Below are 17171 nucleotides of genomic sequence, written 5' to 3' on the forward strand. Positions count from 1 at the left end.
ATGGTAGCATTAACGTTAACGATTATATTCGCACTAATTGTAGTTACATTTATCGCATTAACAATTAAAATTATTCCTCAGCAAAAAGTTGGGGTTGTTGAAAGATTTGGTAAGTTTCAACGTATCATGCACCCAGGGTTAAATATTTTAATACCAATTGTAGATCGTGTTCGTGTATATCATGACTTACGTATTCAACAAACGAATGTACCACCGCAAAAGGTAATTACGAAAGATAATGTTCAAGTAGAAATTGATACTATTATTTTCTATCAAATTGTTGAACCAGAACTTGCGACATATGGTATTTCAAACTATGAATATGGTGTTCGTAATATTACTTCAGCAACGATGCGTCAAATTATCGGTAAAATGGAACTGGATGAAACGTTATCTGGTCGTGAAAAAATTTCAACAGAAATCCGCTTAGCGCTTGATGAAGCAACAGAAAAATGGGGCGTACGTATTGAACGTGTCGAAGTTGTTGATATTAACCCGCCAAAAGATGTGCAAGCATCAATGGAAAAACAAATGAAGGCTGAGCGTAATAAACGTGCGATTATTTTAGAAGCTGAAGCAGCAAAACAAGATAAAGTCCTTCGTGCTGAAGGGGAAAAGCAAAGTAAAATCTTGATGGCTGAAGGGGATAAAGAAGCACGTATTCGCGAAGCTGAAGGTATAAAAGAAGCAAAAGAATTAGAAGCGCAAGGGGAAGCAAGGGCAATTGAAGAAATCGCAAAAGCAGAACAAAATCGTATTGAATTGCTTCGTGAAGCGAATTTGGATGAGCGTATACTTGCTTACAAATCATTTGAATCATTAGCTGAAGTTGCAAAAGGACCAGCAAATAAAGTCTTTATTCCGTCTAATGCAATTGAAACACTTGGTACTCTTGGGGCAATTGGAGAAATATTTAAAGAAAAACAAGTGAAGAAACTACCTTCAAATGATACAGGAAAAGAACAATAAAAGTGAGGAAGAGAAATGGGATACCATTTCTCTTTTTTTTGCGTATATTCCGAAAAGCTTGTACATATCCATGTATAAAGAAGGTGATGCAGTGAAAAAGTATGCAACTCGAATACATGGGAAGAAACTGATTTCGTTACTCCTTTTATATGCGCTAATAGTAATTATGATAGCGTCGATTTTGACGTCATTTTTACATACAATGAAATCGAATTATGCAAATCAATGGTTTGGAAAAGTATCGATGCAAGGTTTTGTTCAAATGATAGAAAGTGAGAATCGCTATTACGGATTTGATTATTTTAAGAAGAATAAAAGAGAGTCGGTTGGAAATTTAATGTTCTCTATTGCGACAGATTTGAAAATTAAAGATTTAAGAACATTCGTCGGTAAAGAAGTACCTGGTATGTCAAAGTATTATTCTAATATTATCGTAGCTGGTGAAGGGACAAACTTGACGAATATCCCAAATGAATCTAGTGTACCGATTGAAGAAGTAACGAAAGAAAGGGAAGTAGCAAAAGATAAAGTTACAGAAGCGGAAAAGAATAATCCGGTTCAGAAAAAGAACGGAGCGAAAAAAGGTGAAAGTGCAGTATATATTTATCATACACATAGCTGGGAATCCTTCTTTCCATTATTACCAGGGGCTACGGATCCATCAAGTCCAGATGTAAATGTGTCTTTACTAGGGAAACGTATGAAAGAGCAACTTGAAGGACAAGGAATTCCGGTAGTTCACGATAAAACGAATATGGGTGATTTATTAGCGAGTAAAAAATGGAAATGGCCGCAATCATATAAAGCGTCTCATGAATATGTAAAAGAAGCATTAGCACAAAATAATAAAATTGCGTTTCCAATTGATATACACCGTGACGATCAGCGTAAGAAAGTAACAACAAAAGTAATTAACGGAAAATCGTATGCAAGATTATATTTTATAATTGGGATGGAAAATGAAGGCCATGCTGAAAATGAAAAAATTGCAAGAGCCATCAATAGTTATTTAGATGAAAACTACTACGGATTAAGTAGAGGGATTTTTCCAAAGTATAAAAAAGATGGAAATGGCGTTTATAACCAAGATTTATCGAAAAATGCGATGTTAATTGAAGTTGGTGGTGTTGATAATACGTTAGATGAATTATATAACACAATTGATGTGTTAACAGAAGCGTTTAGTAAATATTATTGGAATGATGCGGAAAAAGTGAATGGATGAGGGACGGGAGACCGTTCCTTTTTTATTTTGGAATCTTAAAAAGTGATATAATGGAATTTTATGAATGTTAAATAAAGGGAGAGAGAAACATGCAAATACTACTAATACGCCACGGAGAATCAGAAGCTGATATTTTACATGTGCATGAAGGTCGAGCTGATTTTGAGTTAACTGACAAAGGGAGACAACAAGTACAAAGACTTGTACAGAAAGTGAAAAAAGATTTTGCGCCAGATTTCATTTGGGCAAGCACATTAAAACGCGCTCGTGAAACGGGTGAAATATTAGCAGAAGCAATTGGTTGTCCAATTCAATTAGAAGAGGAATTAATGGAGTTTAATAATGGAGTGCAAGCAGGCTTATCATTTGAAGAAGCAAAGAAATATCCAGAGCCAAAGTTTCTTCATGACCGTTTTGAAAACGGAGAATCATTTATTGAGTTTCGAATGAGAATAGAAGGAATCTTTTCTAAAATTATGATAGAGAATACATATGATCGAATTGCAATTGTTGCCCATGGAGGCGTAATTAATAGTCTATTACGTGCATTTTTCAAAATGCCAATTTCAATGGACTACTATTTCAAAATGGGAGATACGGGAATAAGTTTAATTGAAATTGAGGGTGAACAAAAAACGGTGCATTTCATTAATGATACGAATCATTTGGACGGGATGTAAAGACTTATGTACAAAGTTGTATTTTTCGATGTTGACGGTACGTTATTAAGTGAGATTGATAGAAGCATGCACGAAAGTATAAAAGAAGCGATACGAAGGTTAATAGATAAAGGAATTCACGTAGTTGTTACAACTGGAAGACCGTATAGTTTATGCTCACAATTTAAGGAACTAGGTATAAATACGTTTATTTCAGCAAATGGTGCACATATAAAATGTGGGGAAGAAGTTATACATAAATCAGTACTTTCAAGCGAAATCGTTCATGATATTTCAAATTTTGCTGAATTACATGGTCACAGTGTTTCTTACTTTACAGAAGAATTTGCAATGAATAATATTGCTTCCAAAGATGAACGTGTCATGCGAGCGTTAAATGAAACTTTAAATTTAGAGCGGTATCCTGACAAAGTTAGAAACTTATCAGATGAGATGTATTGCATATGTCTGTATGCTGATGATACAGAAGCTCAAAAATTCATTGAAAGATATCCAGCACTTACGTTTGAGCGTTTTCATGGTTACGTTATAAATGTATTGGAAGATAGTAAAGTATCGAAGCTAACTGCAATTCAAAAAGTATTGGAACATTTAAACATTAGTAAATTAGAAGCCATTGCTTTTGGCGATGGTGGAAATGATATTGAGATGTTGCAGTATGTAGGATTAGGAGTTGCGATGGGAAATGGTGGAGAGGAGTTGAAGAGAAGGGCTGATTTCGTTACAACGAAGGCGAGTGAAGGCGGAATTTCTTATGCCTTAAAGAAGTTGCGAATTATTTAAAACTAATAGTTAGTCAGTGTGAAAAATCCTTTTTTAATAATGGCTTTTGTTAATATGTATACTGTTTTAGGGAATTATTTGAGCTCTCCTACTTACAATTTAACTGGAGAACAAATCCTTTATTTTCGCTTAGCAGGGCTGTTTGGTATGTTGCTGTCACCACTTGCAGGTCGTTTAACAAAGAGGTTTGAAGTAAGAAAGGTTCTTCAAGGAGGATTGTTGATTGCTATTTTTAGTCTAAGTTCAATGGGCTTTGTTTCGGATCTATCTCTACTTGTAATGATGAGTGTCTGTTTTGTAATAGGTATTGCTATATCCGTTCCGTCTTTAGTTTCTCTTGTAGGTCAATTAGGAGGGAAAGCAAGGGGAATATACTTTTATTTTATTTTTAGGTACTAGTATAGGACCTATCATTTCTATTTATCTTATGAAAATAGGAGGTTATGCTCAAACATTTATTTTATTAGGAATGATACTTTTTATTGGTTTTGTAGCTTCTCTATTTATCATTAATGAATGAGTGGAAAATCACTCAAATAAAGGAATGCGAGGATCTTTCATATGCTCGCATAATAAAATATGAATTTGTCCACGATGATGATAAAAGTGTGCAACGATTTCAAGTAACCATTCAAAGCGCGAATAAGAAATCCCCCAATAGGCAGTCATAACTTCTGCTAATTCTATTTGGGAGTAGGAAAGAAATGTTTTAGAGAGAAGGTTGTATCCTTCAATCATCGTTTGTTGCATGTGAGCAACTGTTACGGGCGTATGTTCTATATAAAAGGTATGTAATTCTTTTTCTGAAATACCATTTAAAATGAGTAAATCAGCATGACAAATAAGAGAAAGATGTGCACACATTTCAAATAATGATCGTTTTGAGTAAATCGGTTGTATTTTTAAATCGTTTTCACTATATTGGTTAAGCATATAAATAGAAGTATCAATAGCAACTTTTAGTTGATGCAATGCAGATTGAACAAACATTGTAATTCTCCTCGTCTCCGTATATAATAGTTTCTTGAGGATATTATATCATACTCAAAATTCCGAAAATTCTAGTAGTTTGACTAGCATAATGAAAAGTATTATATTGTAAAAGGTCATATGAAACGTGAAATAGAATGGAATGCAATTATTGAGTTAGGAGTTAGACCAATGAGTTTGAAATATGGAAGAGATACAATTGTAGAAATTGACTTAAATGCTGTAAAACATAATGTAAAAGAATTAAAAAAACATGTAAATGATGAAGAAATTAAGATGATGGCTGCTGTAAAAGCGAATGGGTATGGCCATGGGGCAGTTGAAGTTGCCAAAGCTGCAATTGAAGCGGGAATACATCAACTTGCAGTTGCATTTGTAGATGAAGCAATAGAATTAAGAGAAGCAGGAATTACTGTACCAATTTTAATTTTAGGATACACACCAGTAGCGGCTGTAGAAGATGTAATTCAATATGACGTTATGATGACTGTTTATAGAGTAGAAGATTTACATGGTATAAATGAAATTGCAAACCGTCTTCAAAAGAAAGTACAAATTCAAGTGAAAATTGATACAGGAATGAGTCGTATCGGTTTACAAGAAGAAGAAGTTAAACCATTTTTAGAAGAATTAAACCGTATGAAGTATGTAGAGGTAGTAGGGATATTTACGCATTACTCTACGGCAGATGAAATCGATAAATCATATACGAATATGCAAACAAGTTTATTTGAAAAGGCTGTTAATACAGCGAAAGAATTAGGAATTCAAATACCATATATTCATAGTTCAAATAGTGCGGGATCAATGGAATTAAGTAACACATTTCAAAATATGGTACGCGTTGGAATAGGAGTGTACGGTATGTATCCATCAAAAGAAGTGGATCATTCAGTCGTTTCTTTACAGCCTGCGTTGTCGTTAAAATCAAAAGTAGCTCATATTAAACATGCGAAGAAGAATCGTGGTGTAAGTTATGGGAATACGTATGTAACAACTGGTGAAGAATGGATTGCGACTGTACCAATTGGTTATGCTGATGGTTATAATCGTCAATTATCTAATAAAGGCTATGCGTTAATTAACGGGGTTCGAGTACCTGTTATTGGCCGTGTTTGTATGGATCAGTTAATGTTGGATGTTTCAAAAGCGATGCCAGTACAAGTAGGAGACGAAGTAGTATTCTACGGTAAACAAGGTGAAGAAAATATCGCAGTAGAAGAAATAGCGGATATGTTAGGTACAATAAACTATGAAGTTACATGTATGCTAGATAGAAGAATTCCGCGTGTCTATAAAGAAAATGACGAAACAACTGCAATTGTAAATATATTAAGAAAAAACTGAATCATTTCGATTCAGTTTTTTTATTTTTTTATTCATATCAAATGCGAATATACCCTCGTTATGTAATACGGAGTAAACTTTGCGAAACACACTTTTTAGTTCAACTAAATTAAACTATCACCGGCAGAGATGACCAGTCCCGCAACAAAGATCTAATATACGAGAGTAGGGAAGAGCATCTTGTAAAACGAGGCTGGATAGGAGTATTCAACAAAATGTCCCCAATGTTTATTATAGATGTCTGCTAAAATATCATAATTAGAATAAATTGTTTTTTTAACATATGTATTCACCTAAAAATTAATTAAATTATAATAGTCATGCCTCGTGTTAATTTCAAAACCACATTGTGTATATAGTTTTAAAGCGTGGATATTTTTCGTTTCGACGTCTAACTCAATTGTTGAAACTCCTTCTGTAATAAGAGTATGTACTATATTACAAAGAATATCTTTTCCGTATCCTTTACCTTGATAAGAAGGATGAACGGCGAATCCTGATAGTGTAGTAGATTGCTCTTGTTTAGAAACTGTAATTGTTCCTATCACTTTTCCAGCAATAAGGGCACTGTAAACTTGATGGGAAGATGAATTCATCATTTTTTGTAACCATGTAGCCGTATTTTCTACTGAATCACCAAAAGCTTTACCAGAAATTTCAATAAGATCAAGAAGTGATTCTGAAGGTGCAAGAGTAAGCTGTATATTATTATCTGTTGTTTTTTGAATTTCGTTTGTTTTGAACTCCATACTATATTCACTATATAAATATGGTAACTTCATATGTTTTACAAATTCATTCCCAGAAATAGAATCCCCATTAATAATAAGAAGAGCTTCATCTGTCTCTCTATTTTGTATTTCTTTCATTGCAGTTTGTAAAAGGATAGTTCCGAAACGTTGTTTTCTAAAATGAGGATGTACAAAGCCTATTAGTTCAAGCTTTGTTGGTCTTTCGAAATCATACATATTTAAAGCGCCAATTAATTGAGTACCGTTATAAAGAAGAAAATCGTTTATATAATCTTCATTTCGATTTTTTAAAAAGTTGATATGTAAATCTGAAGAGTAATCAAGATTGTCTTGTTGCCCACAAATATAAGCCAAATCCTTCATTTGCTGTATTTCACTTTCTGTTACAGAACGCTTTTTCTGAATATCCATTGTATACTCCCTCTCATTTGTATTTAAAAATAGGATGGGTGACTTAACCATTTCTTTAATTCCACATTACCTTGCACAGATAACAGTCGGTATAAATAACGATAAGGCTGTCTATATTCTTCTAATTGAGGAATAGACATAATTGTTTCGTAACCACTTTTAAAGGCATGTGCTTCTTTTTCTGTAAATTCTATAAATTCATTATATAACAGATGATGAGTTATGAGGATAAAGATAAAAAGATTGAAAGCATACTTACATTTATAGTGAAAACTCATTAAAAATATTATATTTCTCTATTTTTGTATGAATTGTCTAAAAATAATGGTGGTAATACTTTAATGTAAGACTCGTATCTTTAAATCTATGAAGAGTAAAAGTAAAATTAAGCATTCATTTATAAGATTGTGAATCACAATAATGTAGGCTATAGAAAATATTTCTCAATAATAAAATGAAGAGAAAAGCATGAAGAAGTAGAATGCATTCATTTATAATAGACTTAAATTAATTAATATAATTAATTGTTAATTTTATTATATTAATTGGATAGGAGAGAATTTTATGGCAAATGTACTCGTAATAAATTTTCCTGGGGAAGGTCATATTAATCCGACTTTAGCTATTGTAAGTGAGTTAATTCAGCGAGGGGAAACAGTTGTTTCTTATTGTATTGAAGATTATAGAAAGAAGGTTGAAGCAACAGGTGCGGAATTCCGAGTGTTTGAGAATTTTCTCTCTCAAATTAATATTATGGAACGAGTAAATGAAGGTGGGAGCCCTTTGACGATGCTATCTCATATGATTGAAGCATCAGAGCGTATTGTTACTCAAATTGTAGAAGAAACAAAAGAGGAAAAATACGATTATTTAATATATGATAATCATTTTCCAGTAGGACGTATTATAGCGAATATTTTACAATTACCAAGCGTTTCATCCTGTACAACGTTTGCTGTTAATCAGTACATTAATTTTCATGATGAGCAAGAATCGAGACAAGTAGATGAAATGGATCCATTATATCAATCTTGTTTAACGGGAATGCAAAGATGGAATAAGCAGTATGGAATGAAATGTAATAGTATGTATGATATTATGAACCATCCTGGTGATATTACGATTGTATATACTTCAAAAGAATATCAGCCGCGTTCAGAGGTATTTGATGAATCGTATAAATTTGTAGGTCCATCAATTGCTACTCGAAAAGAAGTGGGGAGTTTTCCTACCGAAGATTTAAAAAATGAAAAAGTGATTTTCATTTCTATGGGAACAGTTTTTAATGAACAACCTGCTTTGTATGAAAAATGTTTTGAAGCGTTTAAAGATGTTGATGCGACAGTCGTATTAGTCGTTGGTAAGAAGATAAATATAAGTCAATTTGAAAATATCCCGAAAAACTTTAAGTTGTATAATTATGTCCCGCAATTAGAAGTTTTACAGCATGCTGATGTATTCGTGACACATGGTGGTATGAATAGTTCGAGTGAAGCGTTATATTACGGTGTTCCATTAGTTGTAATTCCGGTAACAGGAGATCAGCCATTCGTTGCAAAACGATTGACTGAAGTAGGGGCAGGAATAAGACTTAATCGCAACGAGTTAACTTCTGAATTATTACGTGAGACTGTAAAGAAAGTAATGGATGATGTGACGTTTAAGGAGAATAGTCGTAAAGTGGGAGAGTCGCTTAGAAATGCCGGTGGATATCAAAGGGCAGTTGAGGAAATATTCAAATTAAAAATGAAGCCGTACGTAAAGATTAAATAGATGTTAAAAACACACTTACTTTTAATTTGTAAGTGTGTTTTTAGTATTACGCGTTACATGTGTTACATAAAAATAGCGATAAAGGAGAAACTTTTGTGTATATAAATCGATACCTTTGAATTAGTAGTAAAATTACGTTAAAATAATACTAAGAAAATATATAAGTTTTGGGGGTAATGAATGAAGAAAGTATTTGAATACGTATTATTAACAATTGGCTCAATTATAGTAGCAGGTTCATTAGAGCTTATTTTAGCACCTAATGGATTAGTAGATGGCGGGGTAACGGCTATTGCTATTATGGCAAATAAAGTTGCAGGATTGCCGCTTTATGGTGTGTTCTTAGGAATTAATATCCCAATTTTATTATTTACTGCAAAAGTAATGGGAAAGAAATTTTTTATCCGTACATCTTATGCGAATGTAGTTACAACACTCGGATTAATTTATTTAAAACCATTTCCAGCAATTACGACTTCTGAGTTATTAATTGTACTTTATGGTGGAGTACTGTTTGGAATTGGTGTTGGGATTGTTGTTAAAATGGGTGGAGCAATTGACGGTTCGGAAATGTTAGCAGTTTGGATGAATAAACACTTTAATGTACCGATTAGTACATTTTTACTTGCAGTAAATGCAGTTATTTTCATCTTTGTTGCCATTTTATTTTCAATCGAACAAGCGATGTTCTCATTAGCAATTTTCTATATTGTTACGAAGATGATTGATTTTATATTAGATGGTATTAATCAAGGTAAGAGCGTTATGATTATTTCTGGTAAGAATAAAGAAATAGGCGATTTACTTATGAAAGAATTGCAACTATCTGTTACGTATCTACATGGAGAAGGTGGTTTTTTAGGGGAGCATAAGAGAATCATTTATTGCATTACAAACCGATTCATTTATCCGAAAATGAAAGATCTCGTTCTCTCTGTAGATCCAGCCGCTATAATCGAAGCTTCCTATTCAACAGAAACGACTGGTGTGAAACGTCCGGGAAGGAAAGCTAGGTCAGGTGAATAACTAGAAGAAGGCTGTCCAAAAAGTTATTTTGGAACAGCCTTCTTTTTTATTTTGTTGAATTGTTAACATGTTACAAGTTAAATCCACTGTTAAAAAGTTTCCTTGCAACTAGGAAACCAAGCGTCTTTTAATAATGTAGCCAACGTTTCAATTTTATTTTCTGGAATACTACCAAAGCCGAGTAATACGTATGATTCCTTACGTAAATCATTCACGAAATCATATGGAGAAAGTGGGTATAATTTAACGCTTTGTTTTTTAGCGGATTCAATCAGTTCATTTTCATTCATACTGTTATGGACACATAAAACAATATGAAGTCCGGACTGTTCGCCAAGAATTTGAACATTAGCCCCCATTTCTTTCATAATGGATTTTACTAACGCATGATGTTTTCTTTTATATAGTGTACGACTCCGATTAAGGTGACGTTCCCAATTCCCGCTTTGTATAAAGTTGGCAAAAGCAAGTTGTTGTATTGTAGCGACTGTTTGTTTGAAAATTCCATGCAGTTCTTGATATGTTTTTAAAAGGTGTGGTGGTAAAACAACATATCCCATTCGTAAAGAAGGTAAAAAAGATTTTGAGAAAGTTCCCATATAAATAACGCGTTCATTTGAATCAAGACTTTGTAAAGAAGGAATCGGCTTACCAGCGTAGCGAAACTCTCCGTCATAGTCATCTTCAATAATGTATCCGCTGCAATCATTAGCCCACTTTAACAATTCTAATCTTCTAGATAAAGGCATAATAATCCCGAGTGGAAATTGGTGTGATGGTGTAACGTATGCGACATTGGAATTTGTATTGTATAAACTAGAAATATCAATACCTTTTTCATCCAATGGTATGGGATGAATTTGTCTATCACAGCTTTTAATGATTGCGTGTATACGGTGAAATCCAGGGTTTTCAATGCCGTATTCTTTTGTAGGGCCAAGCAGTTGAAGTAGTAGCCAGAGAAGTGGCTGCGTTCCGGCGCCAATCACAATTTGATCAGGTGAAGAATGGACACCACGAGAATGATATAAATATGTTGATATATGCTCTCGAAGAGCGAATTCACCTTGAGGGTCTTCTTTGGCAAATAGTGCATTTTCGTATGTAAGTATGGATTCTTGTAATGCTCGTTTCCAATTTGTAATCGGAAATGCATTTTGATCAATAAGTCCTTGGCTACAATCATATTCAAATTTTTCGTCTATCAAATTGCTCGTCTTCTTTGCTGCATTTCGCTTTTTATTTGGGATAACGTCAATATCGAAATTTGCTACAAAAATACCACGTTTCGGTTTACTTTCTACATAACCTTCAGCTAATAATTGTTGATAAGCTGATTCAACAGTAATGCGGCTAATATTAAGTTGTGATGCTAAATTTCTGTGTGAGGGTAGACGTGTGCCGACAGAAATAGTCCCTTGTATAATTTCAGCTTTTATATATTCGTAAATTTGCAAGTAAATAGGTGTGTTACTTTGTAATTGCAATGGGATAGTAAAATCCATATAAAACTCTCCTTTAAAACTGGCCTTATAAAAAACACTTAAACTGTCACTTAAGTGAAGGACAGTTACTTTCTATAATAATGATATAACATTTAGAAAATTAAATAAATAGTTAGAGGAGAGTTAAAAATGAATGTTAAAGAAGTAGTAACAGAAGAGCAATTACATGAAGTATTACCTGTTTTACAGCAATTACGAATGAAACTTTCAAAAGAGGAAACAAGCTCTTTATTTCGAAATATGAAAGAAGAAAATTATAAACTATTTTCGCTGCGTAATGAGAATGATGAAGTTGTTAGCCTTGCAGGTGTAGCGATTTGTACGAACTTTTATAATAAGAAACACGTTTTCGTATATGACCTTGTAACAGCAGAAGCACATCGTTCAAAAGGACATGGGAAAGTATTACTTTCGTATATAGAGAACTGGGGAAAGGAAAACGAATGTGAGTCTATCGTCCTCACGTCAGCATTTTCAAGAATTGATGCTCATCGTTTTTATGAAAGAGAAGGGTATGATAAGGTGAGTTATTCTTCTTATTTTTTAAGTTATTATTGAACCGTAAATAGGTTGTAAGTTATGGTATATGTATTTGAAAAGGTTATATAGTGTATTTTGTCGAATTGTTTTAATTTAATAAAGAGAATGATTGGAGCGCTTATACTTGAAAAAAATAAAGAAACTATCAATCCCTAATGATGCTAGAGTTATTGTCATATCTGATATTCATGGAGAATTAAATCTTTTAAAAGAAGCACTACATAAAGTTAACTTTAAAGATGAAGATTATTTAATTATTAATGGAGATCTTTGCGAGAAAGGACGAGATAGCGTAGGCGTAGTAAACTACGTTATGAATCTTGTAAAGAACAATTCAAAGGTTCACGTTGTTGAAGGGAATTGTGAAGTTTTAGTTGATGCTCTTCTAAATGAAAATCCTGGTCTTATTAATTATTTATGTACGAGGAAGCATTCAATTTTTAATGAATGGCTAGAGCAATTGGGTTTTTCAGTTCATGAGGGCACTTCAATTCGTGAAGTGAAAGAAGCATTGTTAAGTGAATTTTCACAAGAACTATATTGGCTAACAGAGTTGCCAACAGCGATTGAAACAGAAGATTATATTTTTGTGCATGCCGGTCTAGAAGATAGAGTAGATTGGAAAGAAACTGAGCGCAAAAATGCGATAGCAATGCCGGAGTTTTTCAATCAATCACATAAAGCAAATAAGTATGTAATAGTCGGTCATTGGCCTGTCGTGAACTATTCTGAAGAAGCACCGTCTAATAATCCAGTTATTGATAAGGAGAAAAAAATTATTGCAATTGATGGAGGAAATGCAATTAAAGAAGCAGGGCAGTTAAACGTATTTATTATTCAGAGGAAACAAACGGACGATACGTTTTCTTATACATATGTAGACTATTTTCCAGAGTACGAAGTAATAGCGGATTTTAATGCGAATTCAGAAATGCAGGGCGGAGTGACATATCCGTATTATTACATAGAGCCTATCGAGAAGGTGCAAGATTACACCGTATGTAAACAAAAGGAAACGAATAATGTGCTCACTGTAAAAAATGAATATATGAAACAACTTAAGTCAGGTGAATATACAGTGAAAACTGATATTTCTTGTGCGCAAATAAGCGTTAGGAAGGGAGATATCGTTTCTCTCATTGATGATAGCTGTTCAGGATATGATTTAATTAAAAAAGATGGCGTAGAGGGTTGGATAGAGAAAGGGATTTTAGTTGAGATAGAAAAAGTGAAAAATAAAACATTAAGCTGAAATAGGAGGGATATAACCTCCTATTTTTTTAAAGGAGTAGATTGCTTGCTGTCTTTAATAAGTAAATAAATCGTACTCGGCAGAATGATAAGCGTCATTCCTAAAAGAATTGCTAGTATAGCATAACCTCTATAGGGAGCAGAAACGATAAAAGGAAGTATCGCTAAAAAAATACCTGCTATCATCATTGAAATACTACTAATATTTGAAGCTCTTTTTTCAAGGTACTTATCATTCCATTCTAATGAAACGGTTGATTTAGTCGTATCAATTTTGGAACTGAAATAACCTATTAATATAAATAAAAGCCCTAATGCTAAAAATATGAAATGATCAAGAGGAAGTGAAAAGCCAAGAGCGATGAGGGCGATGACAATATCGACAAAAAATAAGAATAGTAACATTGTGTTGCCGATCCAATGGAGAAATTTCTGGTTACTCGCTGCTTTAGATAAAGCTAAAAATACAAAGAATAAGAAGGAACATATAATTATATTTATGATTACAAAAGTGCTTTTATCCATTGTTGATGTAGGCGTTCCATTAAAGTCCCATTTCGTAACAATACTTAATGGTAAGAAGAAATAGAGAATAATATTTGTCATAATAATAGTAAGAAATAAAGCAATACTAAATCGTTTATTCATTGAATCACCAGCTTTCTAAATCAATAATTGGTACCTTATAACAAAATTATACAATATAATAAATGATATTTGTTTTGATTTTTCAGAAAAAATATTATAATTATATATGAAATAAAGAGGAGTGTAGGAGGAAATTATGAATAGCGTAATAGTAAAAGGGGATAAAGTAACAATTCGTACAATTGAAGAATCAGATATAAAAACATTATGGAATCTCGTGTTTAAAGAAGAAAATCCAGAATGGAAAAAATGGGATGCACCGTATTTTCCGTTTTCAATGCAAGAATACTCATCCTATAAGGAAAAGATGCAAACTCGTTTGCAAGAAGAACCGCTATCCAATTTAATTATAGAAAATAACGGTCAAATCATTGGGACAGTTGGGTTTTATTGGGAATACAAACCGACGCGTTGGTTAGAGATGGGGCTTGTGATTTATGACCCAACATACTGGAATGGTGGATACGGTACAGAAACATTGACATTATATAGAGATTTGCTATTTGAAAAAATGGAGATTGGTAGAGTAGGAATCACGACTTGGTCTGGCAATGAACGAATGATGAAAGTAGCGGAGAAAATAGGAATGAGCTTAGAAGGTAGAATGCGAAAGTGTCGTTATTATAACGGAACATACTATGATTCTATTCGAATGGGCATGATTCGTGAAGAATGGGAAGCGCTATGTGTAACGAAGGGGTGAGAAAGATTGTACGCTATTATTGCTACATTTGATCGTGTGTTTACTAATAAAATTACAGAATTGCAAAATGAATTAACAAATGTAATTGGAACAAATCAATTAGCTGGAGTAGAACCTCATATTACGTTAGCTGATTATAATGAGTTAGATGTTCATTTGTATACTGAGAAACTAGGGGAGTTTGTAGCTATTCAAGAAAATATGGATGCAGTAACTTTTCCTTCTGTTGGAATTTTTCCTACTAATGGAACGGTCTTTCTAGCGCCGACCGTTACCGATGAATTGTTAAAACTTCATTATTCTTATCATGATTATTTTAAAACTTTTCATGACAACCCAAATTCATATTACGTACCGGGAAAATGGGTTCCGCATTGTACAATTGCAAATAGATTACATACAAAGCAGTTTTTAAGTGTAATGGAATATATTTATGGAAAGTTTGATTTTGCAACAGCTTCAATTGAGAAATTAAAATTAATTAAGGTGAATTATGAAAATGGTTTTGCCGTTTCTTCTAGTATATTAGCAGAATATAATTTAAAGAGAATGGAGACATCGAGATGACATATATAATTAGAGAAATGAAGCAAGAAGATATTCATGCTGTACAATCAGTAGCAAAAATAGCTTGGCATGATACATACGAAGGCATTATTCCGAGAGAAATTCAAGATAGTTTTTTAGACGAGGCATACTCTGATGAAAAAATGAAATATCGTCTTAAAAATACACATTTATTCGTTGCGGAAGAAGAGGGTGAAGTAATAGGGTTTGCGAACTTTTCACCTGTTAGACTACAAAATGAAGCGGAATTAGGTGCGATTTATTTGTTACCAGATCAGCAAGGAAAAGGGATCGGAAGTGCTTTATTACAAAGAGGGATTAAAGCATTAAATGGGATACGGAAATTGTACATACATGTAGAAGCAGCAAATGAAAAAGGAAAACGCTTTTATGAAGCGAAAGGTTTTGCTGAATTAGAGCAATTTGAAGAAGACTTTGAAGGACATATGATGCAGACAGTAAGGATGGTTTTATACGTATAAGGAGGACTAGTAATGAAAATTTTTGATTTTAGTGAAAAAGTAGGAAAGCACCTATCAGTATTTCAATCTAATTTCATCATGTCGAAAATATTAAACCATCGAGGGAATATACATATCGGTGTTATGCATTTACACGAGAATGGAATCATCGGTAATCATGAAGCAGTTGTATCTCAACTGCTTCTTATTGTGAAAGGAGCAGGATATGTATGTGGGGTAAATAAAGAAAAGATAAATATAGAGGCGGGACAAGCTGTGTTTTGGGAAAAGGGAGAGCTCCATGAAACAAGTACAGAACACGGATTAACAGCAATTGTTATGGAAGCGGAGAATCTTGAACAAGCGATAGTAATGCCTATTATTCAAGGGGAGTTGTAAAAATGATAATTAAGGCGAATCAAGAAGATACCAATGAAATATTAAAATGTGCGGCTCAATCGCTTTTTGAAGGGACGAGAGGCAATTGTCAATTAAGTACCGAGAAAGCGATTGAAATTACAAAGCCGATTGTAGAAAAAGGAGCATACTATTTAATCGTTAAAGAAAAAAATAAAGTAATGGGATGGATATTAATTGGGGAAAATACAGACTATTTTTCTCGTGAAAAACTTGGATTTATATATGAATTGTACGTTTTCCCAGAATATCGCGGGAGAGGATTATCGCGAGAACTGATGGAAGCTGGTATTAAGGAATTAAAGGAGAAGTATTTAGAAATTCGGTTGAATGTATTTGCTGGGAATTTTGCAAAAGAGATGTACGAAGAGTTTGGGTTTGTTGAAAGGCAGGTAATTATGACTTTGAAGTGAGTAGAATAGTCTGAATGAGAGAAGAGAAAATAATGATTTAGTGGCTACTTTATCGCTGGAATTTAAAGCGAATAAGTATAAAATAGATGGTTTGCCTTTATTTTATAGTAGATTTATAGAGTGTGCTTAAAAAACAAATAAATTAGTATTATATAATATATCGTTATTATAGTAAAAGAGAAATTTTGGAAAAATATCATTTTTTTGTTTAGAAATTTTTAAATTATTGATATAATCAATTTGTAGAATTGATTATTGGTTAATTTTACTATTTTTTAATTTTAAGGGGGATTTAATAATGGCAGGACAAATTCGTATGTCACCAGAGGAGCTTAAATCGAAAGCGACTCGATATGGACAAGGTGCAAATCAAATTGAGGACATTTTACGTCAACTACAAAACTTACAAAATGAATTAAGAGGAGAATGGGAAGGTCGTGCTTTCGAAGGTTTTGACCAACAGTTCAATCAATTAAAGCCAAAAGTACAAAACTTCGCACAGCTATTACAAGAAATTAATATGCAGCTTAATAAAACTGCAGAAGCTGTTGCTAGACATGACGAAGATCTTTCTCGTAATTTCGGTCTACAATAAGACAGATAAAAAGAAATATATAATTTAGCCATGCAACCATACGTTGTATGGCTAAATTACTTTAAAACTAGAGTAAGATACGAAGTCTTTCATCAGATAGACTCGCAGTCGCAGG

Annotated in this window: 19 protein-coding genes and 3 pseudogenes; 16 read left to right on the plus strand and 6 right to left on the minus strand. The window is 33.2% G+C overall.

The window, feature by feature from the left end:
• From MHB52_RS10615 to MHB52_RS10635, 5 genes and pseudogenes are all read left to right on the plus strand, one after another.
• The gene (locus tag MHB52_RS10615; protein ID WP_000226253.1) at nt 1-969 is read left to right on the plus strand and encodes an SPFH domain-containing protein; all 969 of its coding nucleotides are present in this window, start codon (nt 1-3) and stop codon (nt 967-969) included.
• On the plus strand, nt 947-2194 hold the full coding sequence (gene spoIIP / locus MHB52_RS10620) for a stage II sporulation protein P (protein ID WP_016117657.1): 1248 nt from the start codon (nt 947-949) through the stop codon (nt 2192-2194). Before MHB52_RS10615 ends, spoIIP begins: the two co-directional genes overlap by 23 nt.
• Nucleotides 2195-2283: 89 nt before the next feature.
• Nucleotides 2284-2874 (plus strand): histidine phosphatase family protein, encoded by a 591-nt coding sequence (locus MHB52_RS10625; protein WP_001166433.1) that lies wholly within the window; start codon nt 2284-2286, stop codon nt 2872-2874.
• A gap of 6 nt (nt 2875-2880) precedes the next feature.
• Nucleotides 2881-3657, plus strand: a complete 777-nt coding sequence (locus MHB52_RS10630) for a Cof-type HAD-IIB family hydrolase (protein ID WP_016117658.1) — start codon at nt 2881-2883, stop codon at nt 3655-3657.
• 33 nt (nt 3658-3690) lie between these two features.
• Nucleotides 3691-4177: pseudogene (locus MHB52_RS10635) on the plus strand (MFS transporter); the annotation flags it as partial.
• Between the two features lie 8 nt (nt 4178-4185).
• On the opposite strand, the gene MHB52_RS10640 reads toward MHB52_RS10635, so the two are convergent.
• Entirely contained in the window at nt 4186-4647 is a 462-nt protein-coding gene (locus MHB52_RS10640; RefSeq protein WP_016117659.1) for a DinB family protein, read from the minus strand.
• 171 nt (nt 4648-4818) lie between these two features.
• Here MHB52_RS10640 and alr point away from each other — a divergent pair, with 171 nt between their 5' ends.
• Nucleotides 4819-5994, plus strand: a complete 1176-nt coding sequence (gene alr, locus MHB52_RS10645) for an alanine racemase (protein ID WP_061664527.1) — start codon at nt 4819-4821, stop codon at nt 5992-5994.
• A gap of 30 nt (nt 5995-6024) precedes the next feature.
• On the opposite strand, the pseudogene MHB52_RS10650 reads toward alr, so the two are convergent.
• The 3 genes and pseudogenes from MHB52_RS10650 to MHB52_RS10660 form a co-directional block, all read right to left on the minus strand.
• Nucleotides 6025-6287 (minus strand): annotated as a pseudogene (locus MHB52_RS10650) (class I SAM-dependent methyltransferase); the annotation flags it as partial.
• Nucleotides 6288-7157 (minus strand): GNAT family N-acetyltransferase, encoded by an 870-nt coding sequence (locus tag MHB52_RS10655; protein WP_000354424.1) that lies wholly within the window; start codon nt 7155-7157, stop codon nt 6288-6290.
• 23 nt (nt 7158-7180) lie between these two features.
• Nucleotides 7181-7342, minus strand: a pseudogene (locus MHB52_RS10660) (nitrate reductase); the annotation flags it as partial.
• A 379-nt stretch (nt 7343-7721) separates the two neighbouring features.
• Here MHB52_RS10660 and MHB52_RS10665 point away from each other — a divergent pair.
• Together MHB52_RS10665 and MHB52_RS10670 are read left to right on the plus strand one after the other, a co-directional pair.
• Nucleotides 7722-8930, plus strand: a complete 1209-nt coding sequence (locus MHB52_RS10665) for a macrolide family glycosyltransferase (RefSeq protein WP_016117661.1) — start codon at nt 7722-7724, stop codon at nt 8928-8930.
• Nucleotides 8931-9110: 180 nt separating this feature from the next.
• Entirely contained in the window at nt 9111-9956 is an 846-nt protein-coding gene (locus MHB52_RS10670; protein ID WP_000755125.1) for a YitT family protein, read from the plus strand.
• 89 nt (nt 9957-10045) lie between these two features.
• On the opposite strand, the gene pdxR is transcribed toward MHB52_RS10670, so the two are convergent.
• Complete coding sequence (gene pdxR, locus MHB52_RS10675; protein ID WP_000348037.1) at nt 10046-11461, minus strand: MocR-like pyridoxine biosynthesis transcription factor PdxR; 1416 nt, start codon at nt 11459-11461, stop codon at nt 10046-10048.
• Between the two features lie 129 nt (nt 11462-11590).
• Here pdxR and MHB52_RS10680 point away from each other — a divergent pair, with 129 nt between their 5' ends.
• Nucleotides 11591-12019, plus strand: coding sequence for a GNAT family N-acetyltransferase (locus tag MHB52_RS10680; RefSeq protein WP_061664517.1), 429 nt, complete (start codon nt 11591-11593; stop codon nt 12017-12019).
• A gap of 106 nt (nt 12020-12125) precedes the next feature.
• On the plus strand, nt 12126-13253 hold the full coding sequence (locus MHB52_RS10685; protein WP_000721383.1) for a metallophosphoesterase: 1128 nt from the start codon (nt 12126-12128) through the stop codon (nt 13251-13253).
• Nucleotides 13254-13273: 20 nt separating this feature from the next.
• On the opposite strand, the gene MHB52_RS10690 is transcribed toward MHB52_RS10685, so the two are convergent.
• The gene (locus MHB52_RS10690; protein ID WP_016117662.1) at nt 13274-13900 is read right to left on the minus strand and encodes a DUF1648 domain-containing protein; all 627 of its coding nucleotides are present in this window, start codon (nt 13898-13900) and stop codon (nt 13274-13276) included.
• A gap of 136 nt (nt 13901-14036) precedes the next feature.
• Between MHB52_RS10690 and MHB52_RS10695 the strand changes: the two genes are divergently transcribed.
• From MHB52_RS10695 to MHB52_RS10720, 6 genes are all read left to right on the plus strand, one after another.
• Nucleotides 14037-14603: a GNAT family N-acetyltransferase gene (locus MHB52_RS10695; protein ID WP_016117663.1), complete on the plus strand. Its 567-nt coding sequence runs from the start codon at nt 14037-14039 to the stop codon at nt 14601-14603.
• 6 nt (nt 14604-14609) lie between these two features.
• The gene (locus tag MHB52_RS10700) at nt 14610-15170 is read left to right on the plus strand and encodes a 2'-5' RNA ligase family protein (protein ID WP_016117664.1); all 561 of its coding nucleotides are present in this window, start codon (nt 14610-14612) and stop codon (nt 15168-15170) included.
• A complete protein-coding gene (locus MHB52_RS10705) occupies nt 15167-15652 on the plus strand; it encodes a GNAT family N-acetyltransferase (RefSeq protein ID WP_000221050.1) in 486 nt (161 codons plus the stop codon). The genes MHB52_RS10700 and MHB52_RS10705 overlap by 4 nt, the downstream gene beginning before the upstream one ends.
• 12 nt (nt 15653-15664) lie before the next feature.
• On the plus strand, nt 15665-16030 hold the full coding sequence (locus MHB52_RS10710) for a hypothetical protein (RefSeq protein ID WP_000688080.1): 366 nt from the start codon (nt 15665-15667) through the stop codon (nt 16028-16030).
• Between the two features lie 2 nt (nt 16031-16032).
• Nucleotides 16033-16461: a GNAT family N-acetyltransferase gene (locus tag MHB52_RS10715; protein WP_000584232.1), complete on the plus strand. Its 429-nt coding sequence runs from the start codon at nt 16033-16035 to the stop codon at nt 16459-16461.
• Between the two features lie 298 nt (nt 16462-16759).
• Complete coding sequence (locus MHB52_RS10720) at nt 16760-17056, plus strand: WXG100 family type VII secretion target (RefSeq protein WP_000918601.1); 297 nt, start codon at nt 16760-16762, stop codon at nt 17054-17056.
• The last annotated feature ends 115 nt before the right edge of the window (nt 17057-17171 follow it).

This window comes from Bacillus sp. FSL K6-0073, assembly GCF_038006085.1.
GTDB classification, from domain to species: Bacteria; Bacillota; Bacilli; order Bacillales; family Bacillaceae_G; genus Bacillus_A; species Bacillus_A cereus.